The following is a 22,987-nucleotide window of genomic DNA, read 5'->3' on the forward strand; positions in this document are numbered from 1 at the left end:
AAAAACTTTTGAAAAGGTTTTGATTTCTTTTCATAAAGTCTTCTTACCAAAAGCGTGCAAATAGTTATATTTCCAACAAGGGTTGCGAGAATGTCTTATATAGGCTTAATAGAAATCAACGTCATTTGCATAGCAGTGCTAATCATTACACTGCTACAGTTCAAGGATAGTATTCTTAGGCACCTCGAAGAGCGCATCCTCGGCTTTACCATCATCGATACAATCATCTACATCGTCTTGAGCACGGTGACCAAGATGCTGTACTCTGTCCATGTGCAAAGCGATCTTTACTCGAGCAACCAGAAGATTTGTGTCATCTACGCCATCATGTATGCGCTGAGCCTGAGCTCCTCGCTCCTGCTCGCCCAGCTGTGGTTCTCATTCATCTTCCTCCGAATCCGCAAGAGCGTCTACTCGTACAAGCACCTGTTCCCGCTGTTTTCGACCCCGAGCATCATCGGCATTTTCATTTGCATCGGCATCAGCATTTACGGATTCACAAACAATTGCCATACGACGTCCTTGCAGTTCAGGCGCCTGTTGCCGTTCCTTATCGGTTTGAACTTCATCTACATCCTCGCGACGATGGTCCTCGGCATCCAGCACGCCATCTCGCAAAAGAACTCCACGAACCGCAAAGAAGCGTTTTACCTTTCGTTTATCGCCCTTGTCCCAAGCGGTTCCTGCATTCTCCAGTATTTCATTCCTGAAGTCCCGCTCACGGACCCGATTTTTGCGCTCACGCTCCTGCACGTTTACGTTACCCTCCTGAAGTACAGAATCACCTCGGACCCGCTCACGGGCGTAAACAACAAGATCCGACTGATCGAGTACCTCCAGTACATCACACAACACCAGGACGCAAGCAAGCGCCTGTTCATTCTCGTGATGGAAGTAGACTTTTTCAAGGACATCGTCCGCAACTTCGGCTACGAGATGTCTGACCGCGTCATTGCAGACCTAGCCTCATTCTTCAAGCGCCAGTGCAGAGGCCAGAATGCGTTCCTCGCAAGGACGCGCGAAAACCAGTTTGCCATCATCATGGAACGCGACGAAGTTTCTGAAATCGAATCTTTCTGCCAAAAGCTTGTACGCGAATGCGACCGCGACAGCATGCAATCCGACATGACCACATGGAAGATTTCGTTCAGTCTGCATTACGCCGAAATTTCGAACATTTCGACAAGCAATATTTCGCAGATATTTGCCGAAGCCAAGAAGAACTGCTACAAGCCTGAAACTCCGGCACCGAGAGAGTAATTGATAGAACAACGTCATTCTGAGTCCGACAGGACGAAGAATCCAGTTAAGTTCCGATTTAAGCAAACAAGAAATCACTGGATGGGGGCAAGCCCCAACCTCTTTGGCTCGGTTATAGCCATGCAAGCATGGCTGCAACGCTCGCCTTTCGAGGTTGTCTTCACTACGTTCAGGATGACGAGCTATCCCTTACGGGATTCTCACGAATCGGGTGTTTGCAAGGACGAGTTCAAGCAAAATGAGGAGCGCCCCGACCAAAAGCCACGGGTAGAATTTTTCGGCGTAGCGGGCGTAAGCAATCGTCTCGATTTCCGTCTTTTCGAGTTCATCGATTTCAGAGTAAATCTTTTCGAGTTCGGCCTTGTTTTCGGCACGGTAGAAACGTCCACCCGTCTTCGAAGCAATCGCCTTGAGCACGTCCTCGTCAATGCCTTCTTCAGGCGTAATATCGCGTTCGCCCCAAGAGATATCACCCGTCCACGGGTTCTGCTGGAACGCCAGAATCTTGCCGCTCTTTTTACCGACGCCAACGGTGTAAACCTTCACGCCCAGGGACTTCGCCACTTCGGCGGCACGTACCGGCGGGACGACGCTAGCGTTGTCGCGGCCATCGGTCAAGAGAATCACCACGCGGGACTTGGCATCGGACATCTTGAGCCTTGCAAGTGCATTCATAAGTCCATCACCAATAGCGGTCCTGTTATTCACAAGCGTATCGCGGGCAAGGTCGTCGCTTGCCTTCAAGATTTCGAGCAGGGAGCCATAATCCATCGTAAGCGGGCACTGCGTAAACGAGCGGGCGCCAAATGCCGAAAGTCCAATGCGGTCACTATGGCGTTTGCCAATGAATTCGGCAATCACGTCCTGAGCGTAACCCAGGCGGCTAAACTTCCAGTATTCACCACGCTTCAAGAATTTTTCGGCATTCATCGTACCAAGCTTTGCCTGTTCACTACGGGTGAGCATGTCGAGCGTGCCCATCGAGCCCGAAACGTCAAGCGCAAGCATGATATCGACGCCATCGGTCGAAGTGTATTCGACTTCCATCGCATTCTGCGGGCGGGCAAGCGCCACCACAAAGCAAACAAGGGCGGCCAAACGGAGAGCCGGGACGATATGCCTAAACTTTACACGACGGCTCGGCACCGCCTTCTTTGCAATGGCAAGCGCCGGGAACTTGATTGTACTCTTGCGACGCTGCTGGCGATAAACATAAAGCGCAATCAACAGCGGGACAAACAACAACAGCCAAAAGGCTTCGGGATTTTGAAAATGAAGGGCTCCAATATCCATTTCAGCTCCAAAATAACGAAAAACGACAAATTACATGCAAGAATATACAATTTAGTCGTCGCGGAGACAATTCCGAAAACCGAATTCTACAACAGCATGAGTCCGTCGACACCGAGCACGGTGAGACACGATACAACAGCGACTGTCACAAGGCCACCGCCAAAGAGAGACGCGACCACGGCGGCAAGGAGCGCACAGGCGCCCGTCAGGCGGCTATCCGTCGCAAAGAATATTGCAGGGACGGTCATCGCGCTGAGCACGGTATAGGGCACATAAGCGAGGAACGAGCTCCAAAACACGCTCTTGAGCTTCTTGCGCAGCAAAATGAACGGCACCGCACGCAAGAACAGCGTCACGCTAGCCATCACAAACAGGTAAATCAGATAAGTCTGCATGTCGATATTCATTTGGCCTCCTCGTCATCTGCATTGGCATTTTCCATCGGGAAGAGCCAAGCCGCAATAAAAGACGCCACAAGAGCGCAAATGATAATCGCAAAACCGACAGACACGCCGCTTAACGGCGGGAAGAACTTGAATGCGCAACTGAGCGCAACGGCAATCACGACCGCAAAAACCGTCGGGCCATGCACCTTCATCTGCGGAACGACAATTGCCACAAACATGCCATAAAGCGCAACGCCAAGGGCGTTCGTCACCATCGCCGGGAGAATTTCACCGCAAATGGCACCGACTAGCGTTCCAAGCGACCAGCCAATGTACGGGAGCGTCGAAAGCCCAAGAAAATATATCGGCGTCACGCGCTTCTGTGACATGGCAACCGCAAAAATCTCATCCGTGATGCCCGTCGCAAGCAAAAGGCGCTTCACCGTACCAAAGTCCGGAGAAACCTTCTGGGACAAGGAAATCGCCATCAGCGAATAGCGGAGGTTGATAAAGAACGTCGCAAGCGCCATCTCGATAAACGTGCCGGCGGCATCTGCCATAATCTGAAGCCCTGCAAACTGGCCTGCCGAGGTCAAGTTCGTCATGGATATAAGCGTCACAAGCGGCCACGAAAAGATCTTCGAGCCAGCAATACCGAAAGAGAACGAGACGGCAAAGTAGCCAAGCCCAATCGGCGAACCGTCCTTTAAGCCCTTCAAATAACTCATGGGCGCAAAGATAGCATTTTTAAGAGACTTTTGGGGAATTTATGCAAATATTTAAATACATGCAAAAATTGTAGGGAGTGGGCTAAAGGCATAAAAAAAGCCCGCAGCGTTAGCCACGGGTTAAAACATTCGAGAATGCTCAGCAACTAGTTTTCGCCGTTGCGCATTTCCATAGTTTCACGGTCCATCGTGTGCTGCAAGTATTCCTTGAAGTCACGGTCGATGTTCACACCGTCGAAGTCGATGTCGTCGTTTTCCAACACGAACACGGCGCTCGGGTTATCGAGCCAGCCCACAATGTCCACGTCTTCCAACTTCATGGACTTGTCGCCAGCCTTCTGGGCAACGTATTCAATCTTGGACTTCGGAACCCAGCCCTGACCGCAGGCGCCCTTCACGAGGACTTCGGTATCGCCTTCTTTCAAGACGGTCATTTCGTCGTTAAAGCTAGCCGTGCAGACTACGGAGCCACCATCTTTTTCTTTGGTGAGTTCCACGTCGCCAATCTTAGACTTGACCTTCTTGGCTGCAAAGGAAGAGGCAACCAACAAAGCGAAGGCGACAAACATAATTTTTTTCATCATTTTCATAGCGAATCCTCAAAACAAGGGAAATATTCAACAATGCTATACGAATATACCTTTTATTTTGCCAATCCGTTGCATTTTCTTTTAAATTTTTACGCAATGAAGAAGATTTTTTCAATTACCGCCATTATCCTCCTCTTAATCGCTGTTTTTGCGTATTTCCACGTAAATCAACGGTTGAGCGCCGTTTCACTCAACGAAAAAACTGTCATTTTGGAGATTCCAAAGGGCAGTTCCCCCACAAAAGTTTTACAAATTTTACACGAAAAAGGGGTCTGGACAGACGACCTAGCGTTCAATTTATGGTGCAAATTGAACAAACCGGCCCTCAAGGCAGGGTGGTACGAGGTCCCCGCCCACCAGACGCTCGATGAGCTCACCGAACTGTTCGAGAGCGGCAAAAACGCCGTCCGCAAGGTGACCATCCCCGAAGGTCGCGCCTCCTGGGAAATCCCCGCCTACCTCCAAAAGAGCTTCCCGAACCTCGACACGGCCCGTTGGAACAAACTAGTCCAGGACCCGAAGTTCGCCCGCTCGCTCGGCATCGAAGGCAACTCTCTCGAAGGGTACCTGTTGCCGGACACGTACCCGTTCGCCATCAACTCCGACGAAGAGTCCATACTGAGACAGATGGTCGCCGCCAACTTCAAGGTCCGCGACGAGATGAAGCAGCGTAAAGGTTCCAAGTGGGAAGCGCTTGGCAACTGGCACCGAGTGCTCACGCTTGCAAGCGTGGTCGAAGAAGAAACCGGCATCCCAGATGAACGCCCCCTCATTGCAGGAGTGTTCCACAACAGACTCAAAATCGGCATGCCGCTCGGGGCAGACCCGACCGTGCGGTTCATTTTCAAGAACTTGACAGGTCCAATCTACAAGAGCCAGCTGAACAGCGATAGCCCGTACAACACCCGCAAGTTCCCGGGACTCATGCCCGGCCCGATTTCAAATCCGGGTCGCAAGGCCATCGAAGCTACACTTTTCCCCGACAAGACCGAAGCACTTTACTTTGTTGCAAAGGATGATGGTTCGCACACACACTTCTTCAGCACGAACCTTGCCGACCACAACAAGTATAAAGATGTCGCCGCCAAGAACCGCGGCGAAAAGAAATAACGCTAGAACAAGCTGTAGTCACCGATACGGATAAAGTATCGGTAATTTTTAAAGTCATTCAAATCGCCAAACGTTTCCGTATCGACAACGCGGTTTAGGCCTGCGTAAACAGTAAACGAACGGTACTTATAGCGAAGCGCCGGTTCAAAAACAAACTTATTTGAGTTCAGCCGGGCTGTAGACTTGTCTTCGAAATCATGGACATACGCAAACGAGAGCCAGGCGCCAAAACCATTGCGGTGCACGCCTCCGTTCAAGCGAATCATGGCATAACCATGCGTCGAAAGTTCCGGATCTAGCCAGTCCCCAGACCACGGCGTTGCCGCCACATGCAGACGGTAGCGATCTTCCATCGCCGTATTGTCAAAATTCCTGGGATACATGAAATGTCCATCGCGGTAAGCATCAAAGCCTAGAGCCGTTCCCATAGTTACCGTCGTATTGCGGGTCGGCGAGTAAGTGAGTCTTCCATCGAGCGTATAAATGCCGTAAATCGGGCCACGCTGGTGGAATCCGTAACCAATCAAGTTCAAGCCGACAGATGCATTTGCAGCATAGCCCTTCGAGGCAAACCAGGGGTCGTCTTCGCCGTTCAATAAAGAATAATGAACACTTTGCGTTACAGGGCTCGTTTCATATTTACTGCTCGTATTCACGATATAATCATCAAAGAAATCCACCTCGGGAATAGCGCTCGGATTAAGTTCGAAATCACGACTGCCAAACAGGAACTTGACCTCGACGGACTGCATTTTATCAATCGCATACTTTGCCGACAAGAAAAGATCATTGCGTTTTTCGTATGCAAAACGGTTCTCGTTCGGGATGTAGTCGTTTTCAAAAGTCTTTAGGTAGCGGAGCTTCATCATGTCATAGCCAAAGCCAAATTTCCATCGACGGCTAATCAAGTTCGAAAGTTCCAGACGCGGGCGGAATCCGTAAGACGACATCCCGTAAAAACCGGCAAGCCTGAAAGTAATTTCCATCTGGTTCACGTAACTGAGAGTCAACTCCCCATACGCATTTGCGCCAATCACGTTAGAGCCAAATCCACCAGCGGCGACATCAATAGTCGGGTGCACGCCCACATCAATCAAGAGTCCGCCATCGGGCTGCATGCTCAACGAGACTGTATCGTAAGGAGCCTTGGCCGAAATGGCGTAGGCAAAATTTCGAGGGGCGACAAAGCCCGTATCGTCAGGATTCCAGTAAGACAACACAGAGGAATGGTGCTCCGCCGAAAGGCTATCGAACACCGGATTGAATTCAAACCACGGGTCCGAAGTTTGCTTACTGGTGTATTCCCTGCGTCCATCGACCACCGGAATAATCTCGCGCAAGCGGCTTTCCACGGCCGAAAAACCCGCCTGGATCATGGACTTGCGAGACGTATCGCGAATGGAATGTGCCCTCACAAAGATTCCCTGGTCGGAGAGTTTGGACAACATATTCTTCTTCAGGGTTTTCATTTCCGGCTTTCCGCCAAGTTCATAGCGGATGGGGTCTGCAACAACAATCAACGAGGCCTCTTGCTGATTTTTAGACAGCGGGAGCGCCAAGTACGGACAAAGTTCACCAGACTTATCGTTACCCGCAAGCGGGAGAGAATTCACAATATCAGCATACGACGGATTTTCGATAACGCCATCGCACGTCTGGAGCGTAAAGGGGATACGGTAGGAGCCACGTTGGCGGTAAAGCGATTCTTCAAAGCGGAGCCGCGAAAGCGAGCGTTCAATGGAAGCGGTATCCGGGACAAGCGCATGCATACTGCGATAGACGTTTCCCGCAGAATCCGCATAGAACGAGAACCTCTGGCGAAGCGACGGAAGTCCATCCACCGAAACAGGCAAACGGAAGGCATCGTGTTCCGTCTTAGCGTCAATTTCGTTGACTCCCAAATAGTCAGCGACATGCGGATCCATCATCAAGCGCTGGATATCGTCAATCGAGACGCCGAGCGACCAAAGTGCACCCATCCAGGCACCCCACGAAGTTGCAACAATGGAATCCACGGGAATCTTGTATTCTTCCAGTGCATACAAGGCGCCCAAATGGAACCAGGGAGAACGATCGCCGCCACCAATGTAAAGCACGGACTTGGTCTTTTTGGCCTGTAGCGAATCGGGCACCAACTGCATGGCGCTCAAAAGAGTTTCATCAGCGGAATGTGCCGCCTGGGCAGGCGCCACATAAACAGCAGCAATCGCCACTGCCCAAAGGAGCGTTTTTTTAAGCCAGCCGTGCGGGGTTGGAAACATACCTACCTGCCTCTTCGGCAGTCACATAGTTAGAGCGAACAAGTTCTGCCAAGCAATCGTCCATCAAGAGCATGCCTTCAGATGAAGAGGAAGCCATCACGGACGTGAGCTTGAACTGTTCGCCGCTGCGAATGTGAGCAGCCACGTTTTGCGTGTTAAAAAGGATTTCCCAGGCCGAAACGGCGCCACCGCCTTCAGCTGCAGCGGGCAAGAGTCTCTGCACGACAACAGCCTTGAGAGATGCCGCAAGCATGGTACGGACAAGGTCACGGTTTTCAGGAGAAACACCAGAAAGGAGCGCATCGATAACGCCAACGGCGTTACCCGCCGTCACGTTCAAGACAACCAAGGCGCCAGACTCTGCGGCACGCAAAATGGAAATCAACGACGAGCCGTCAAAATCGCCAAGCCAGAAAAGGTCTGTACCGCTGCGGAGGCCCTGTTCCAGTTTTTCGGAGGTCGAGCCGACCGTATTCACAAGCTTTAAGCTTTCGCCGGTTTTCACAGGCAATTCATGGCCTTCGTCCAAATCGCAGAATCGCAAAATGCCAAAACTGCACATTGCAGAGACGTAAGATGTTGCCGTTACCGTTTTCCCAGAGCACGCAGGACCTGCAAAAATCACGAGACCGGAACTGAGACCGAGCAAGCTATCAAGCGAGGCGGGCGCGCCAAGAGATGTAAAATCCGGACATTCCGCCATAAGCGGGCGGAAAATTGCCGCATTGCCAAGCGCTTCGCGGAAGTACTTCACGCGCCACTTGGTGTTTACCCAAGGGCCACCGACAAACGTACCCGACTCGCCATCGAGCGCGCCTAAAAACTCAAGCAGAGAACCAAACGGGAGTGCTGTAGATTCGGGGACCGCACAGACGCGGCCAGCAAAGCGGACCGCCGAAGGAGCGCCCTCGGTCACAATCAATTCGCTTGCCCCGATGTTCAAGGCGTATTCCAAAAGAGATTCAATTTCTGATGCCATGATGAACCTCGCTAAACCTTGCGGTAAGACGCAAAACGGCGGCTGTCGTTTGCACGTTTCCAGGCTTCGCTGCCTTCGATGTAACCGGATTCTACGCACATCTGCAAAGAATCGTCGAGCGTAATGCCTTGATCTTTTTGGTTGCTAATCGCAGAGAGGATCTGCGACACATCGCACTTGCGGATCATGCCCGCAATCGTCGACGTGACTTTCATCGCTTCGGTTGCAAGCACAAGACCCTGGTTTTGCACAGCAGGAATCAAGTGCTGCACGATGACGCCCTTGAGTTGTTCAGCAAGTGAGCATGCAAAGGCACTGCGGTTCTCGCTCGGCACGGACATGAGGAGGCGCGAAAGAAGCGCGTTGATATTGTTACCGCTCGCGACCGCAAACACGAGAGCGCCCGCGTTCGAAGCCTGCATGAGCAGGGAAAGTTCTTCCATCGTTTCGAGATGGTCAAAGAGAATCACGTCAGCGCCGGTGCGGATGGCGAGTTCGATGCCAGCGGCACCGGAGCGCACATGCAAGCCGACTTCGCGCTGGGCAATGGAGCCGTTCGGATTCTGGAGCAAGCGTTCAATCGGCTTTTCGACCGTCTGGATGAACACCTGGCGATTCGCGGCGATGCACTCGGCAAAGGCGTTCATCGTCGTGGAGCGGCCGCTCGACGACGGGCCCGCAATGAGCACAAGCCCGCTATTGAGCGTTGCAAACTGCATGCTGAATTCGGGCAAGTAAAGATTCTCGAGTGCCACCGATTCCATCGGAATGATGCGAATGGAAATGCTCGGCGTGACGTCGTTCCACGTCACGGAAATACGGGCACGGCCAACACCCGGGAGACCCATAGTCTTACTGAAATTGCGGCCGACCACAATCTTGTAGCCGTCTGCAAAACCTTCGGCCGCTTCGGTCAGGCGGTCCATCAAATGCGTTTTTTCGAGCACCTTTTCGGACGCGATAAAAAGCGTGCCGGACTGGCGCATAGTAATCTGGCGGTCGGCGTAAAGATAAACGTCCGTGACGTTAAACTTGCGGGCGTAAGCGATGATTTTTGCAAGCGGTGTAATCGGGTGCAAAACATCAGGAGCTTCAACGGCTTCGCCTTCGCCGGTAGCAACGGCGAACTGCGACGGAAGTTCTTCGGTCGCAGTTTCTTCGGCGGGCGTTTCGCTTTCGACCGGAACTTGCACGCTCGCCATGCTCGTCGTTTCGAGGCCTTCGACCTTTTCGATGACAACCGTCGAAGAAGAGGCTTCGCCGTAAAGGCTGCTATTGCCTTCAATCTTTATAGCGGGTTCTTCCGCCGGCTGCGGAGCAGGCGCGGCAGAAACTGCTGGAGCGGTAGGCGCAGGTTGCGCGGGAGGCACAGGATGTGCCGGAGATGAGGGCTGTGCTGGCGTTGATGCGGCGGAATGCGCGGGAGCGGCAGCAGACGGGGTTGCCGCGGTCTTTTCTGCAGGTTTTGCAGCGGGTTTTGCGTTTTTCGCTTCGAGGTTCTTCACAAACGCAAGAACCTTATCGTACATGGACTGTTTCAAGATTCCCGCACGAACAAGAACCTGACCGATATCCATCGAGTCGGAGATTTCGCCCCAGTGGGCCTTGACCTGGTCCTCGGACACAACCTTGTTGTGCACAAGGACCTTTGCCATGTACTGATTTCTCATAGGAAATCCCTCCGGCTAAACCACCAACTTGCGATGGCCAAGAACACGCCGATATAACCAAGTGCATAGACGCTGTTCCAGAACACGTACATGTCCGGGAGCGCAACCCCATGCACCACATAGTTCGTCACGTTAAAGCGATAAAGTCCAGGGAATACGGCATGAATCACGACCGCAGCCTTCTCAAGAATGGCTGAAGACGTTCCCTGCAGTTCGCCCATACGGCTTGCGAACTTGACCTGTTCCAAGAGCTGGTCGCTCAAGTGGCCCGCAAAGTAAACGCCAAGCGTAAAGAGCGCAGAAAGCACCGTGCTGCTGAAGCTACTGAACAAAAGTGCCACTGCAATCACGACCGCCATTTCACAGAAGATGAGGTAAATTGCAGTCAGGAGGCTCACCGTCGGACTAGAATTTGTAATCCACAGAATCGCATAATAGATTCCCGTAAGAAGCACGAGATGCACAGCGACAACCGCCAAAAGCCCAAAATACTTGCCCACGATAAACGCAGCACGGCTAATGGGTTTTGACAAAAGCGTGAGCACCGTGCGCCGCTGGATTTCCTTTTGCACAAGGCTAATGCCCACAAAGATGGAAATCAGAAGGCCCGAAAGGCTCATCACAGAAAGCGTCGTAGACTTGATGACGTAGGCGCGGTCAAACACCGACCACTCGCCAAGCACAATGCTAAAAAGCGTAAGCGCAATCGCCAAAAAGCCAATGTTATAAAGAATCTTGTCGCGAATAGATTCGCGGAACGTATTGAGGGCAATAATGCCGATATGCTTAAGCGTCTGCACGGGCAATTTCCTCCGTCAAAATATCTTCGAGACTCGGACGCTTGTGGTCCATCTTTTCTACGGCAATCCCGTTTGAGAGGCAGAAGCCGAGCAAACGGTCGCGGGCAACATCGTCGGCGCAGATGTATTCTTGCGGATGGCCCGTTGCAGAAACGCCTCGCGGCAGGTCGGCACCGAGAATCGCTTCGCGCGTGCGGATATGGTATTCGACACCACAGGATTCCGTAATGTCATCGACAGTCCCTTCGCGGACAATCTTGCCATCGACAATCATCGCCACGCGGTGGCTGATGCTTTCCACGTCGCTCAGCAAATGGCTCGAATAGAAAATCGTCACGCCATCGCGGTTGAGCTGCTGGATGGCCTCGCGCACGTCGCGACGACCCATCGGGTCGAGGCCACTCATCGGTTCATCGAGAATCAAAAGCTTCGGCTTTCCAAGAATCGCCTGGGCAATGCCCACGCGCTGCATCATGCCCTTGGAATACGAACGCAAGCGGCGGTCGATCCAGTCCTTGTTCGCGTGCAAAAGTTCAAGCGCCCAGCCAATGCGGGATTCGAGTTCCGCGCCCTTGAGGCCCACAAGCTTTCCGTAAAAACGCAAAAGTTCACGGCCCGAGAGGTAATCGTAAAAATACGGCTGTTCCGGAGAATAACCGATGTACTGGCGACTCTTCACATCGCGCGGGCTGATGCCGTTCACAAGCACCTTGCCCGAATCAAAATTCAAAAGTCCCGTCAGGACCTTAATCGTGGTGGACTTGCCCGCCCCGTTAGGTCCAATAAATCCATACACCTTGCCCGCTTCGACATTGAAGCTCACGTCCTTGAGCGCAAGCTTCGGCTTCATGGTAAAGCCACTGCGATACGTCTTGTGCAGGTGCTCAATTTCAATCATCAAATCACTCATACACGCAATCACTTGTTAGAATTTTCTTCAGAATCGCTAGCCGCATCTTCGCTAGACACATCATCAGAATCGCCGAGACCAGCCGCCTTATAGGATTCTTCAATTTCACGACGGCGGCGATCCGCCTTTTCCTTTTTGTTGATGAAAAAGTAAACGACGGCACCGATCAAATACACGATAATGCCCGAATAGAAAATCGGGTTGATAGACCTGCCTTCAAGACCAGGGAAAACGTTCAAGATAATTTCGTGGCCAAAAAGCGAAAGCAGCACCAAGATAAAACCGAGCGCCCTGAGCACATGAGTGACAATCACAATTTTCTGCATCGTAAACCTCTAAACGATGCCGTACAACCCGCACGGCATTCACATTTTGAATATATGTATTTATAGATGAAAAAGGCGAGCTAAATCGCGAATATCGTGCGTTTTTCGCGAAATACACGCAAAAAAGGCCTTGCGGCGGGATGCCACAGGGCCTTCTTGTTATGATTCAGCTAAGAGGATTGTGTTTTAGCGCTATTTTACTTTGACGCAGCGGACGGAGGCAGCGATGGTCTTGTTGTAATGTTCGTACGTTACTTTGTCCTGTACGCGGACCATCACGGCGCGGGATTCGTCGAATTCATCAGCAGTCCAGAAGCTTGCGCTCACGTTTTCGTCGGCGAACTTGCCATCGTAATAGCGGAAGCCATCCTTACCGATGTTGAGAGCCTTAAGGTCGGCCTTTTCGAAGTCAGCCTGTTTCGGGAGTTCCCAACCTGTGGGGCATGCGTCCTTGGCGGATTTCCAGTCATAGAGGCGGCCATACTTTTTGCAGTTGTCGAGATTATTGCCGTAGCAGTAGCTGGAATCGAAATTCACAAGGTTAGTGTTTTCGGCCATCCACACGCGGTCACCTGTTTCGACGGTGGAGTAGGTCTGGCCTTGGCATTTGAGCGTCTTGGCGGATTCATCGTAATGGCAGTTTTCAACTTTTTCGCATGCAGTAATTGCAATTGCGGTTACAAAAAGAGCCAATACGGCAACGAACTTGAACTTCATATGTTCAATCTCCTTAAGATTGTTTTTTTTTGAATTTTTCAAGAGCTCTTTTTTTCGGGCACAAATGTAGATGGAATTAGCCGTTTTGACTAATACTTTCTTTCGATTAGATTCATAATTAAAAATTATGAATTAGGGTTTTTCTATAAGGAGCTACCCCTTTACATGTATTGCGGCGGCGAATTCTTTGAGAAGTGCAGGATCGTTGACTTTTTCCCAAAGGGTGCCTGTGACGATGATCTGGGCGCCTGCGGCAACTCGGACGGCCGCAGTCTGCGGGTCCTTGATTCCACCACCGGTGATAATCGTCATTTCAGTTGCCTTGCGAGTGTAGGCAATGTGTTCGACCGGCACAGGTTCTTCTGCACCACTGCCTGCTTCGAGGTAAACGTAGCGCATGCCCATGAGTTCTGCGGCGATGGAGTTCACCATGCTAAGTTTCGGCTTGTTGGCCGGCACCGGCATCGTGTTGCTGATGTATTCGACCGTCGTGCGCTTGCCACTGTTGATGAGCTGGTAAGCCGTCGGGATTGCTTCCATGTTGAGTGCACGCACGAGAGCGCCACCACGCACCTGTTCGTCAATGAGGTAGTTCGGATTGCGACCACTCACGAGCGTCATGAAGAGCATGGCATCAAAGCCAGGAACAACCTGAGAAGCGCCACCCGGGAAAAGAATCACCGGCAAGTCGACAGCGGCCTTGAGGGCTGCGACCTGTTTCGGGAGCGTAAAATTGCCGAGGTAAGAACCGCCGACCAAAAGCAAGTCCGCACCATTTTCTGCAGCCATCGTACCTGCCTTGACAAAGGCGGCCTCGTCCGAAGTATCCGGATCCAAGAGCACAGCAAAAAGTGCACCGCGCTTTTCGATATCAGCATTCAAACGGAGTTCAGTCTTACCAGGTTTCATAACAATTCCTTTTAACGCACCATGTGCAATACAGAGTAAAGATACAATATTTCCTCAAGAAGATTCCCGGTCAAGCCGGGAATGACGATACAAAAGCGAGTGCGTATGCCGACCCCGGAATAAATCCGGGGTGACTATTCAAAAAAAAGGAGACGGACCGAAGTCCGCCTCCCCTCTTTTCCTCCTCACATAGTAAGGGTATTAGAATCATCTGTAGTAACGCCCGTCATAATTGCCTCCTGCCCGTTAGTTTTTGACGCAGCGAACACTTATGCGTACATCCGGATCATCAGACACATTGTAATCAATCGGCTTCCAGTTATCCATTGTAAGTACCCATACCGACCACGCACCTTTGTATTCCTGATCTAAAAATGTCATATACTCCACCGTAATATCGCCAAATCCAATCTGGTGCAAATACTGTGAGGCGTACCATCCAAAGCCCTCATAAACCTCAAATTGTTCCCTGCAATCCTGAGAATAACATTCACCACTTTCTTTTTCGGCAAAGTAAAATACTCGAGACCATTCCTTACGAGTCGGGATATGCCACCCATCCGGGCAAATACCCTGGAAATGCCCATTATCCATTACAATCGAATCGCCACCAATGACGTCAGAAACAGCGTATCCCGCATAAGTTTCCCAATACGAGGAATCACGCGAATTGATGTATTCTTTAAATTCACCATCGCGGCCCTGATTTTTAACAAAGAAAGCCGAATCAATTCCCAAAACAGGCTGAACAAGCGAATCGCTATACCTCAGGTTTTCAGCAAGCCAGGTATAAGTTGAATCCTCGAAACTGTACGTCACCGTATTATAGACTTTTCCATCGCGAGCATCCGTCATCGTCCCTTTCGTAACAGAGAAAGCCTCTTCAATTTCTTCCGGGGTATTCTTATCCAAAATAGTCCACGCGCCCGAAACACACGTAATATCCTTAAACAGCTTTGACTCGCACGGAAGTTCTACAGTACGCCCTTCCGATTTCGCAGTACACGCCCCAAGTTCATAAAGGGTTGCCAAGAAACCATCCAAGAATGCGGGATTTCCAGAGCCGGATTTCATACGGACTCGGAACGAATACGCTCTCGCTGCGAAAAAGTCCCTTATCGAATCTACAGACGTAAACGTTCCCGACGCCCCAAACACATCAGCAAGTTCAACCGGTGAATTTGTCCGTCTCCAATAAGACGTAAACGCATTCATATAAAGCATCGCAGTTTCATATTTAGAATATGCGGGATACCTTCCTTTATCGAAATAAAAACTACCATTAGGCAAGCCAAAAGCACTGAGAATTTCACGATCGGCCTGTTGTTTTGCAGCCGCGAAGTCCATTCCTTGACGGACAAGATAACGCAAGCGAGCGGCCTCCAAATAAGTCATGATGTTGATATCAACGCCACCAGAATCCCGCACATCAACGATTATGCTATACGTTATCGGATACTCTCCCCAAATTTCATCATAGGCATCAAAAGACCATGTTCCGTCCCACGTCCAAGAACCATCTTCAACGTAAGGCGCGATTTCAAGCATGACATACGGGCTGTTCAGCGAAACGCTGTCAAAACGGAATTCGCCGTCATAACCGTTGCACTTGGCAAAATAAAACACGCCTGTCGTATCCAAAGTCACCGAATCCAATTCAGCCATTCTTATAATCGTACCTTCTTTCGCGGCTACACTCCACGTGTTCATGGCAGAACTATCAACGACTTCAGTACTTTCAACATTACGAGCTAGCATTTTTGCACCACCCGTCACGTTTATATTCGGAAGCAAAGCCTCAACAGCGGGTTCCTCGGAAGAGCCTCCTAAATAGCTCGTTTCTTCAGTGGAACCGCCCATAGAGCAGCCTACAACCATCACAGCGAAGAACGTAGCGATAGCAAAGTTCAAGATTATACTCAAGCCCGCAATCAGGAACAATCGCAAGTTCGTCTTTTTACAGACAAGTTGTCCGCAATTTTTTGAGTAATTCATGATATCCTCCTAACCCTTTTTAACACTCTTTTTTGTCAACGGGAAAAACTGAACGTTTAGTCGGTAGACCTCGTCCGTTTCGTCATCGCGCGTGGCAATCGCAATGATGCGCTTGCGGAATGCAGCGATTTCCTCAACAATTTCATCGTAAGCAGATTGCGTGATACCGAGCGTGAGGCCAGAAAAATGGCGTTGATCTTGCGGCACACCTTCAATAGTTTCAAGTGCGAACTCGCCCATCTGGCGATGCATCCCGCGGACAGCCACAGGAGTCACATCCATAGGTCCTGTCGTTACGGATTTTTCAGTTTGGACATAATTGCCGTTTTCGTCTTTTTGCAACAAGTTCGCCTTGATCAAGAAACTCAGCGATTCAGAGACTTCGGCGGCAGTGATTTCCGGGCGGCAGGCTTTGGCAAGCGCAAGCGGTTTTGCGCCAGGCATGGCAGGGGCTAGTTCACGGAGTACCGGATTTTTCCAGCTATCAAAATAACGGAAGGAATCTCCCTCAAGAACTCTTACTTTATGGATGTCAGCGATAGCGAGCATTTTGTTGAAAATGGACTTTTTCTCTTCGTCCGTTTTCGCATGGTCGAACCTGACCATTTCGCAAAAGTAATCCAGTTCGTAATTTGCAAGGCCCATCGCAGATGCCACTTGACCTGCAGTTTCTTCGCTCAAGTTAGAGCGGCCTTCACTCACGTATTTTAGGAACACCGGCGACGAAAACCCTGCCGCCCGCGTAAAAGTTTGCCAAGTAAACGCGGATTTTGCCTTTTTCTCGGCGTAATAATCCGCGATGTACTGGTGATAGTTCGTGTACTCTAGTACATCCTTCATCGTATCCTCCCAACAAAACAACCTCTTGATCCGAAGACCCGTGTCGTTTCTAATTTGAAATATAGCCTACAAAATCTAAAAAGTCAATAGTTTTGTGATAAATAATTCACGTTTTTAAAGAAATTTAAGCATTATTATCATTTTTTATAAAAATTAAGCAATTTTAAGGATATAAATAAAATAACTTAACATTCATAAAACAAGAAGGTGATCCCGGCACAAGGCCGGGATGACAGAGCACAAAAAGAAGGCGGGGCGAACCCCGTCTTCCCTTTCCTCCTAACAAATAATTTTTATGCAGTTTTAAATGGTTTAGTTTTTGATGCAGCGGACAGCGGCAGAAGTATTCGGTGCATAAGGGCTATAATTATACCCCTCACTTTCTATTCTTTTCACAAAGGCATGCATATCCGCCAACCCTAAACTAAAACCATCAGGTTTCCAATTGAAAATTTCCAATTCATACAAAGGCACATCCGCTAAAACAAACTCGTTAGTGTACCCAAAGGTTATGAAATACACAAGACGAAGTTCTTCCTCAATGCTAGCCTGAACCCAGCCTTTCAAATCAAATCCCGTCGCAACAGCATCATAAAGCGCCGGCAAAACGTCATTTTGATCAACACCATATCGTTCACCCATATTCCGCAACAACGTTTGCCAATCTTCAAATGTCGGGATTCTCCACCCATCCGGGCAAACGCCCTGATACGCATTATGATTTGACGGCGTGATATAATCTGTATAATTCCAAGTCCAAGCATTTTGAGAATAATCTCCAAATGGATCTGACTCCGACTTCGCAAAATACGTTGTATCCCCAAGAGAATCAACAGAATATACCTTCACTTCATCGTCTCCAATATTCATTGCGGCTTTCCACTGATACGCATGTCCATACACCCCGCAATCCGCCATTCTATAATCTTCCTGATGGTAGTAGCAGTCGATGCTCCCAGACAAATTCGCTCTTAACGAACTATCAACACTCAAAGATGTGGTATCCACAAAATCAAGATTTTCCGCCATCCAAGTTTGCGAGACATCGCCCCAATTATACGTCACCGTCTTATAAGTTTTTCCATCTCGATTATCCGTCATAGAACCCATGGTATGTTCAATCGTTTTAAATCCCAAAGTCCACTTAGCGGAGCGGCAAACTACAGACACCTTACCTTCAAGGGCATTGATTTCAGCGGCTGCATTTTCGCGAGCATCCGTACACTGGCCAAGGTCATTCAATCGAGCCATATAGCCAACCTTATAGTCTATCATTTTTTTCGAATTCAAATAATATTGTTCTCGAATTTCGCCTCGCCCAACAAATAATTTCGGCGGCACCGCATAAACAAGCATAGGATCCATCCCACGAAGATCTTTAAGCATACTAGATTCGCTCATTCGAACCAGCTCATTCACAAAAGCCAACTCAGAATTTCCGTCGTTTAAATTTTCAAATCCGCCGAAATATTCATATATGCCAAGATTTTCAAGGATTTCATGTTCAGCCATTTTACCCGCTTCTGCAAAGGATTTTCCTTCAGCGAAATACTTTTGCAACAACGGCATCTTGGAAGTAGTGAGAGAGCTTACACTTACTTTTTTCACATCTCTCAAATCCACAACAGCCTTCAACTCCTGCGAAAACATACGACGGTCACGCGAACTATCCACCATGCTTGCCGGCCTAGACGCATTACGCCCATAGAAAGCTCCACGTTCTCGACAATTTTCTACATAGCACGAATCCAAGGTTTCAATCAGCACATACGGGCTATTTAGAGCTAGCGACTCAAATGCAAAACGACCACTATCATTATCAACGGTATCCACAAAAGAACGGCCCGTTTTTTCAAGCGTCAACGAATCCAATTCATAAACAGAAACAACCGTTCCCTTAGCAGCAAACACAGAACCATCGTTCTTCAAAGAATCCTCCGATCCGTTCTCGTCCGCTGTCGACATCAGCAACGCAGGATACACATCGCCCACGCGACCCACCAAAGCATAGACACCTTGTTCTTCCGTGTAGCCGCCGTCTTGCGCAAGCGGAGAAACGCTAGGTTCATCTGAGCACGCCGCAAACATAAAGGCCAGCAGCATAGCCATTTTGCAGGCAACCAGCCCGCTAAACTTAGAGTAATTCATGTTTCCTCCTAACCTTTTTTATTAATACTTTTGTTTGTCATCGGAAAGAGCTGCACATTTAAACGGTAGACATCGTCCATACCGTCATCTTGCGTCGCAATCGTAATAATCCTCTTGCGGAATTCAGCTATTTCCTGAACAATTTTTTCGTAGGCATCGCGCGTGATACCGAGCGTAAGGCCTGAGAAATGGCGTTCATCTTGAGCAACGCCTTCAATGGCTTCCAAAGCAAACTCACCCATCTGGCGATGCATTTCGCGAACCGCAATCGGAGTCACCTCCATCGGCCCTGTCGTCACGCCTCTTTCGGTCTGCTTGTAATTTCCGTCTTTATCTTTTTGGAGCAAGCCCGCCTTGACGAGAAAATTCAACGTTTCCGTCACCTCGGCGGCTGTAATTTCTGGGCGGCAGGCACGGGCAAGCGCAAGCGGCCTTGCACCGGGCATCGCTGGGGCAAGTTCACGGAGTACCGGATTTTTCCAGCTTTCAAAATAGCGGAATGAATCGCCTTCGATGATTTTCGCCTTGACAGAATCTGCAATTGAAAGCATTTTGCCAAAAGCGGCCTTTTTCTCGGCATCCGTTTTTGCGTTGTCAAACTTGACCATTTCGCAAAAGTAATCTTGTTCGTAGCCAGCAAGATGCATGGCCTGCGCCACGCGCAGTGCAGCCGCATCGCTCAAGTTAAGCTTACCTTCGCTAGCATACTTCAGATGAACTGGCGAAGAGAATCCCGCCGCACGCGTGAACTCCTGCCAAGTGAATGCGGATTTGGCCTTTTTGTCGGCGTAGTAATCCGCAATATACTGACGATAACTAGTGTATTCTAGTATATCTTTCATTGTTTCCTCCTAACGTAAACAGCATCTCGACTTACAGGTCCGTGCCGTTTACAGAATCAAATATAAATCACAAATTTTAAAAAGTCAATAGTTTTATCATAAATTTTTAGCGTTTTTAGTAAAATTTAAGCAATTTTTATCATTCATTAAAAATTTTAGTCATTTTTCACAATATAAACAAAATAACCATCATTTCTACAAAACGAGATGCCGATCCCGGCACAAGGCCGGGATAACAACGCAAAAAAAAGAAGGCGGGCCGAAGCCCGTCTTCCCTTTTCCTCCTAACATAAATAGTCTTTATGAGTTCATTGCATTTTCTTCCGAAGTACTTCCCATCATTTTGTTCCTCCTCACAATTATTTACAATTCGCTTTATTTCTTTATGCAACGAACAAAAGCCGAATAAAAGTTGTCAACAGGCGTAAAGAACGTCGTCTCTGGACCAACACCAACACCAAGCATGTTCAACGGCATGCCCGCATTTTTTCCATAGAAAGTAAGCGAATAAATGGGCGCATCTGCCACAATAAACTGAATCCACCAAGAACTGCTTATAGACATCCATCCAGTCTCTTCCTCGACAAAGATTTCCTCAACGACTTTTTCCATTCCAAAACCGGTCGCCTCATCATCGTAAAGGACGACGCCCGATTCAAGAGAATCAACACCATAGGCATCTCCCATAATTTGCAACAACTTTTTCCAATCGTCCGCCGTGGGAATTCGCCACCCATCAGGGCATACACCTTGATAGTCATCCTTATTTTTATCCGCCATGTATTCGACATAACCATACGACCAATCAGGACCCGGCAGATATCTACCACCATACATAGATTGACAAGTTTCTTTCACACTTTTTAGACACTCATCATCATGGTCGTCGCACTTCAACATTTTTTCTTCAACACAGTCCATTACGGAGTCATAATCGCCTGGAATTTTGCGAGACCAGGTATACAAGGTATCACAATGCTGTTGAATCCGATATTGTTCATTCGCGCAAACCATATCTTCAGATGGGCACTCTTTTATTTGAGCATCGTAGCATTGCTGTTCCAAGAACAACGTATCGCCATTCGGTTCAACGGCATATACCCTAAAGTCTTTTTCGCCGATACCCATTGCGCCAATCCACGAATAATAACGGCCATACAATTTACACCACGGATCATAAACCTTACACAACGAATGTCCTGGCAAATTTGCCTTCAACGCGCTGTCAGCAATCAACGACGTATCCGCGAAATTCAAATTCTCGGCCATCCATGTCTGCGAAACGCCATTCGCATCATACGTCACCGTTTTATAAACTGTTCCATCGCGAGGGTCCGTCATTGTGCCTTTTGTATAATCCATCTTTTTAAAGCCCAACGTCCACTTTCCAGAGCGGCAGACAATTGTAATAGGCGCACCATAATAATCTTCTATAGATTGCATTTCACCTTCACGCGCTTCCGCGCATCGTCCAAATCCATGTTCTTTCGCATAATAACCCACTCGATAATTGTTCATTTTTTCCGCATTTCGATAAAGGCGTTCAACAGCGCCGCCTCTCTTAGCAATTAATTTGGGCGAAATAAACAACAAGGATTTATAAAATTCATGAAGATCCATGTGAACTTTAAACGCAGAATAAGGCTGCAAATCACCGACCATTTCTTGTAAAAAAGGCAAATCCGAATTTTCATCGCCACCTTCTTCAAAGGCACCCAGGCTCTCGTAAACGCCATAACTTTCAAGGATTTCGCTTTCGGCTTTATCGCTTGCAGTAGCCGCATCCATCCCCTCGGCAACATATTTCAACCAAAGCGGAACTTTCTTGTTCGTCAACGAATTCACGCTGATCTCTTTGATTTTTCGCAAATCAACAATGGCTCTTGCCACTTCCATATATATAACATTATTCTCTGTTGCATACACGGAATCCCAATCCGCGCGTTGGCGACATGTCGGGCAGCTCAAGGAATCAAACGATCTTTGATTTTCAATCAACACATAAGGGCTTTGCAAAGAAACATCTTCGAACGAGAAACGACCATCTTTGTTCTTCAACGAATCAGTAAAACTACGGCCAGTTTTAGCAAGCGTCACAGAATCCAATTCAAAAACAACAACAATCGAGCCTTCTAGTGCAATCAAAGCTTGGCCCGAGACCGCCCCCGATTCCTTTGCACGAAGCATCATTGGAATAACATCGCCAATTCGCCCATTCAAAACATATGCGGTTTCTTCTTCGGCGCCACCCATCGAGCCAAGTGATTTGTTTTCGTCTGAGCAAGCCGCCAAAAGGAGCGCCATCAGCGCAGCCAAAGTAATCTTGTTGAAATTCATAGTTTCCTCCTAGTCTTTATTAGCACTCTTTTTGGTCATCGGGAAGAACTGCACATTCAGACGGTAGACCTCTTCCGTTGCAGTTTCACTTGTCGCAATCGCAATGATGTCCTTACGAAATTCGGCAATTCTCTGCACGATTTTTTCGTACGCTTCGCGAGTGATACCAAGCGTAAGGCCCGAGAAATGACGTTCGTCCTGAGGGACGTTTTCAATGGCGTCGAGTGCAAACTCGCCCATTTGACGATGCAACCCGCGAACGGCGAGCGGTGTAAATTCCATCGGGCCAGTGGTCACGACTTTATCGGTTTGAGCGTAGTTCCCATCTTTATCTTTTTGGAGCAAATTCGCCTTGACCAAGAAACTCAGCGATTCAGAGACTTCGGCAGCGGAAACTTCGGGGCGGCAGGCACGCGCCATCGCCAAAGGCTTTGCGCCAGGCATGGCAGGAGCGAGTTCACGGAGCACCGGATTTTTCCAGTCTTCAAAAAAGCGGAAGGACTCGCCATCGACGATTTTCGCCTTATGGGACTCTGCAATCGAGACCATCTTGCTGAAAGCAGCGCGCTTATCGGCATCGTTCTTCGCATGGTCAAACTTGACCATTTCAACAAAGAATTCGCATTCGTAATCGGTGAGATTTATGGAGCGGGCCAAGCGATCGGCCGCAGATTCGCTCAAGTTGAAGCGACCCTCGCTCACGTATTTAAGGTAGACCGGCGAAGAGAAACCTGTTGTTTTGGCGAACTCCTGCCAAGAAAACGCAGTCTTCGCCTTTCGATCGGCGTAGTAATCCGCGATATACCGGCGGTAGTCCGTATATTCTAGTATATCTTTCATTTTTCCTCCTAGCAAACAACCTCTTTGTGCCGGTTCGTTTGTTGTT

At 49.1% G+C, this 22,987-nt stretch carries 20 protein-coding genes; 2 read left to right on the forward strand and 18 right to left on the reverse strand.

Features of this window, described 5'->3' with window-relative positions; all coding sequences use genetic code 11:
• The first annotated feature begins 135 nt into the window (after positions 1 to 135).
• Complete coding sequence (locus tag B7982_RS10815) at positions 136 to 1,260, forward strand: GGDEF domain-containing protein (protein ID WP_233138511.1); 1,125 nt, start codon at positions 136 to 138, stop codon at positions 1,258 to 1,260.
• Positions 1,261 to 1,449: 189 nt separating this feature from the next.
• Here the strand turns inward: B7982_RS10815 and B7982_RS10820 are convergent, their stop codons facing one another.
• The 4 genes from B7982_RS10820 to B7982_RS10835 all read right to left on the reverse strand — a co-directional run bounded on the left by B7982_RS10820 (position 1,450) and on the right by B7982_RS10835 (position 4,251).
• Positions 1,450 to 2,553: a VWA domain-containing protein gene (locus B7982_RS10820; protein WP_088660764.1), complete on the reverse strand. Its 1,104-nt coding sequence runs from the start codon at positions 2,551 to 2,553 to the stop codon at positions 1,450 to 1,452.
• Between the two features lie 86 nt (positions 2,554 to 2,639).
• Positions 2,640 to 2,960, reverse strand: a complete 321-nt coding sequence (locus B7982_RS10825; RefSeq protein WP_088660765.1) for an AzlD domain-containing protein — start codon at positions 2,958 to 2,960, stop codon at positions 2,640 to 2,642.
• Entirely contained in the window at positions 2,957 to 3,667 is a 711-nt protein-coding gene (locus tag B7982_RS10830; RefSeq protein ID WP_088660766.1) for an AzlC family ABC transporter permease, read from the reverse strand. Before B7982_RS10830 ends, B7982_RS10825 begins: the two co-directional genes overlap by 4 nt.
• Before the next feature lie 146 nt (positions 3,668 to 3,813).
• A complete protein-coding gene (locus tag B7982_RS10835; protein ID WP_233138512.1) occupies positions 3,814 to 4,251 on the reverse strand; it encodes a hypothetical protein in 438 nt (145 codons plus the stop codon).
• A gap of 102 nt (positions 4,252 to 4,353) precedes the next feature.
• Between B7982_RS10835 and mltG the strand changes: the two genes are divergently transcribed.
• Positions 4,354 to 5,367, forward strand: a complete 1,014-nt coding sequence (gene mltG / locus B7982_RS10840) for an endolytic transglycosylase MltG (protein WP_233138513.1) — start codon at positions 4,354 to 4,356, stop codon at positions 5,365 to 5,367.
• Between the two features lie 2 nt (positions 5,368 to 5,369).
• Here the strand turns inward: mltG and B7982_RS10845 are convergent, their stop codons facing one another.
• From B7982_RS10845 to B7982_RS10910, 14 genes are all read right to left on the reverse strand, one after another.
• Entirely contained in the window at positions 5,370 to 7,628 is a 2,259-nt protein-coding gene (locus tag B7982_RS10845; protein WP_088660769.1) for a patatin-like phospholipase family protein, read from the reverse strand.
• Positions 7,600 to 8,607, reverse strand: coding sequence for an ATPase, T2SS/T4P/T4SS family (locus B7982_RS10850; RefSeq protein ID WP_088660770.1), 1,008 nt, complete (start codon positions 8,605 to 8,607; stop codon positions 7,600 to 7,602). The genes B7982_RS10845 and B7982_RS10850 overlap by 29 nt, the downstream gene beginning before the upstream one ends.
• 11 nt (positions 8,608 to 8,618) lie before the next feature.
• Positions 8,619 to 10,277 carry a type IV pilus twitching motility protein PilT gene (locus B7982_RS10855; protein ID WP_088660771.1) on the reverse strand — a complete coding sequence of 553 codons (1,659 nt, stop codon included), beginning with the start codon at positions 10,275 to 10,277 and terminating at the stop codon, positions 8,619 to 8,621.
• A complete protein-coding gene (locus B7982_RS10860; RefSeq protein ID WP_088660772.1) occupies positions 10,274 to 11,077 on the reverse strand; it encodes an ABC transporter permease in 804 nt (267 codons plus the stop codon). Before B7982_RS10860 ends, B7982_RS10855 begins: the two co-directional genes overlap by 4 nt.
• Entirely contained in the window at positions 11,064 to 11,987 is a 924-nt protein-coding gene (locus B7982_RS10865) for an ABC transporter ATP-binding protein (RefSeq protein WP_233138514.1), read from the reverse strand. The genes B7982_RS10860 and B7982_RS10865 overlap by 14 nt, the downstream gene beginning before the upstream one ends.
• 8 nt (positions 11,988 to 11,995) lie before the next feature.
• The gene (locus B7982_RS10870) at positions 11,996 to 12,313 is read right to left on the reverse strand and encodes a hypothetical protein (RefSeq protein ID WP_088660773.1); all 318 of its coding nucleotides are present in this window, start codon (positions 12,311 to 12,313) and stop codon (positions 11,996 to 11,998) included.
• A gap of 192 nt (positions 12,314 to 12,505) precedes the next feature.
• On the reverse strand, positions 12,506 to 13,030 hold the full coding sequence (locus B7982_RS10875) for an FISUMP domain-containing protein (protein WP_088660774.1): 525 nt from the start codon (positions 13,028 to 13,030) through the stop codon (positions 12,506 to 12,508).
• Positions 13,031 to 13,183: 153 nt separating this feature from the next.
• Complete coding sequence (locus B7982_RS10880; protein WP_085491259.1) at positions 13,184 to 13,939, reverse strand: geranylgeranylglyceryl/heptaprenylglyceryl phosphate synthase; 756 nt, start codon at positions 13,937 to 13,939, stop codon at positions 13,184 to 13,186.
• Positions 13,940 to 14,185: 246 nt separating this feature from the next.
• On the reverse strand, positions 14,186 to 15,934 hold the full coding sequence (locus B7982_RS10885; RefSeq protein WP_088660775.1) for an FISUMP domain-containing protein: 1,749 nt from the start codon (positions 15,932 to 15,934) through the stop codon (positions 14,186 to 14,188).
• A 9-nt stretch (positions 15,935 to 15,943) separates the two neighbouring features.
• Complete coding sequence (locus tag B7982_RS10890; protein WP_088660776.1) at positions 15,944 to 16,774, reverse strand: TIGR02147 family protein; 831 nt, start codon at positions 16,772 to 16,774, stop codon at positions 15,944 to 15,946.
• A gap of 312 nt (positions 16,775 to 17,086) precedes the next feature.
• Positions 17,087 to 18,922: an FISUMP domain-containing protein gene (locus tag B7982_RS10895; protein WP_088660777.1), complete on the reverse strand. Its 1,836-nt coding sequence runs from the start codon at positions 18,920 to 18,922 to the stop codon at positions 17,087 to 17,089.
• Positions 18,923 to 18,930: 8 nt separating this feature from the next.
• A complete protein-coding gene (locus B7982_RS10900) occupies positions 18,931 to 19,764 on the reverse strand; it encodes a TIGR02147 family protein (protein WP_088660778.1) in 834 nt (277 codons plus the stop codon).
• A 375-nt stretch (positions 19,765 to 20,139) separates the two neighbouring features.
• Entirely contained in the window at positions 20,140 to 22,101 is a 1,962-nt protein-coding gene (locus B7982_RS10905; RefSeq protein WP_088660779.1) for an FISUMP domain-containing protein, read from the reverse strand.
• Between the two features lie 9 nt (positions 22,102 to 22,110).
• On the reverse strand, positions 22,111 to 22,941 hold the full coding sequence (locus B7982_RS10910) for a TIGR02147 family protein (protein WP_088660780.1): 831 nt from the start codon (positions 22,939 to 22,941) through the stop codon (positions 22,111 to 22,113).
• Positions 22,942 to 22,987 lie beyond the last annotated feature (46 nt).

The sequence above is a fragment of the Fibrobacter sp. UWB2 genome (assembly GCF_002210425.1).
Lineage (GTDB): Bacteria > Fibrobacterota > Fibrobacteria > Fibrobacterales > Fibrobacteraceae > Fibrobacter > Fibrobacter elongatus.

Bases quoted from the DNA above. Each gene is read 5' to 3' on its own strand.
- B7982_RS10820 (WP_088660764.1), bottom strand. From the start codon at position 2,553: ATGGATATTGGAGCCCTTCATTTTCAAAATCCCGAAGCCTTTTGGCTG.
- B7982_RS10825 (WP_088660765.1), bottom strand. From the start codon at position 2,960: ATGAATATCGACATGCAGACTTATCTGATTTACCTGTTTGTGATGGCT.
- B7982_RS10830 (WP_088660766.1), bottom strand. From the start codon at position 3,667: ATGAGTTATTTGAAGGGCTTAAAGGACGGTTCGCCGATTGGGCTTGGC.
- B7982_RS10835 (WP_233138512.1), bottom strand. From the start codon at position 4,251: ATGATGAAAAAAATTATGTTTGTCGCCTTCGCTTTGTTGGTTGCCTCT.
- mltG (WP_233138513.1), top strand. From the start codon at position 4,354: ATGAAGAAGATTTTTTCAATTACCGCCATTATCCTCCTCTTAATCGCT.
- B7982_RS10845 (WP_088660769.1), bottom strand. From the start codon at position 7,628: ATGTTTCCAACCCCGCACGGCTGGCTTAAAAAAACGCTCCTTTGGGCA.
- B7982_RS10850 (WP_088660770.1), bottom strand. From the start codon at position 8,607: ATGGCATCAGAAATTGAATCTCTTTTGGAATACGCCTTGAACATCGGG.
- B7982_RS10855 (WP_088660771.1), bottom strand. From the start codon at position 10,277: ATGAGAAATCAGTACATGGCAAAGGTCCTTGTGCACAACAAGGTTGTG.
- B7982_RS10865 (WP_233138514.1), bottom strand. From the start codon at position 11,987: ATGAGTGATTTGATGATTGAAATTGAGCACCTGCACAAGACGTATCGC.
- B7982_RS10870 (WP_088660773.1), bottom strand. From the start codon at position 12,313: ATGCAGAAAATTGTGATTGTCACTCATGTGCTCAGGGCGCTCGGTTTT.
- B7982_RS10875 (WP_088660774.1), bottom strand. From the start codon at position 13,030: ATGAAGTTCAAGTTCGTTGCCGTATTGGCTCTTTTTGTAACCGCAATT.
- B7982_RS10880 (WP_085491259.1), bottom strand. From the start codon at position 13,939: ATGAAACCTGGTAAGACTGAACTCCGTTTGAATGCTGATATCGAAAAG.
- B7982_RS10885 (WP_088660775.1), bottom strand. From the start codon at position 15,934: ATGAATTACTCAAAAAATTGCGGACAACTTGTCTGTAAAAAGACGAAC.
- B7982_RS10890 (WP_088660776.1), bottom strand. From the start codon at position 16,774: ATGAAGGATGTACTAGAGTACACGAACTATCACCAGTACATCGCGGAT.
- B7982_RS10895 (WP_088660777.1), bottom strand. From the start codon at position 18,922: ATGAATTACTCTAAGTTTAGCGGGCTGGTTGCCTGCAAAATGGCTATG.
- B7982_RS10900 (WP_088660778.1), bottom strand. From the start codon at position 19,764: ATGAAAGATATACTAGAATACACTAGTTATCGTCAGTATATTGCGGAT.
- B7982_RS10905 (WP_088660779.1), bottom strand. From the start codon at position 22,101: ATGAATTTCAACAAGATTACTTTGGCTGCGCTGATGGCGCTCCTTTTG.
- B7982_RS10910 (WP_088660780.1), bottom strand. From the start codon at position 22,941: ATGAAAGATATACTAGAATATACGGACTACCGCCGGTATATCGCGGAT.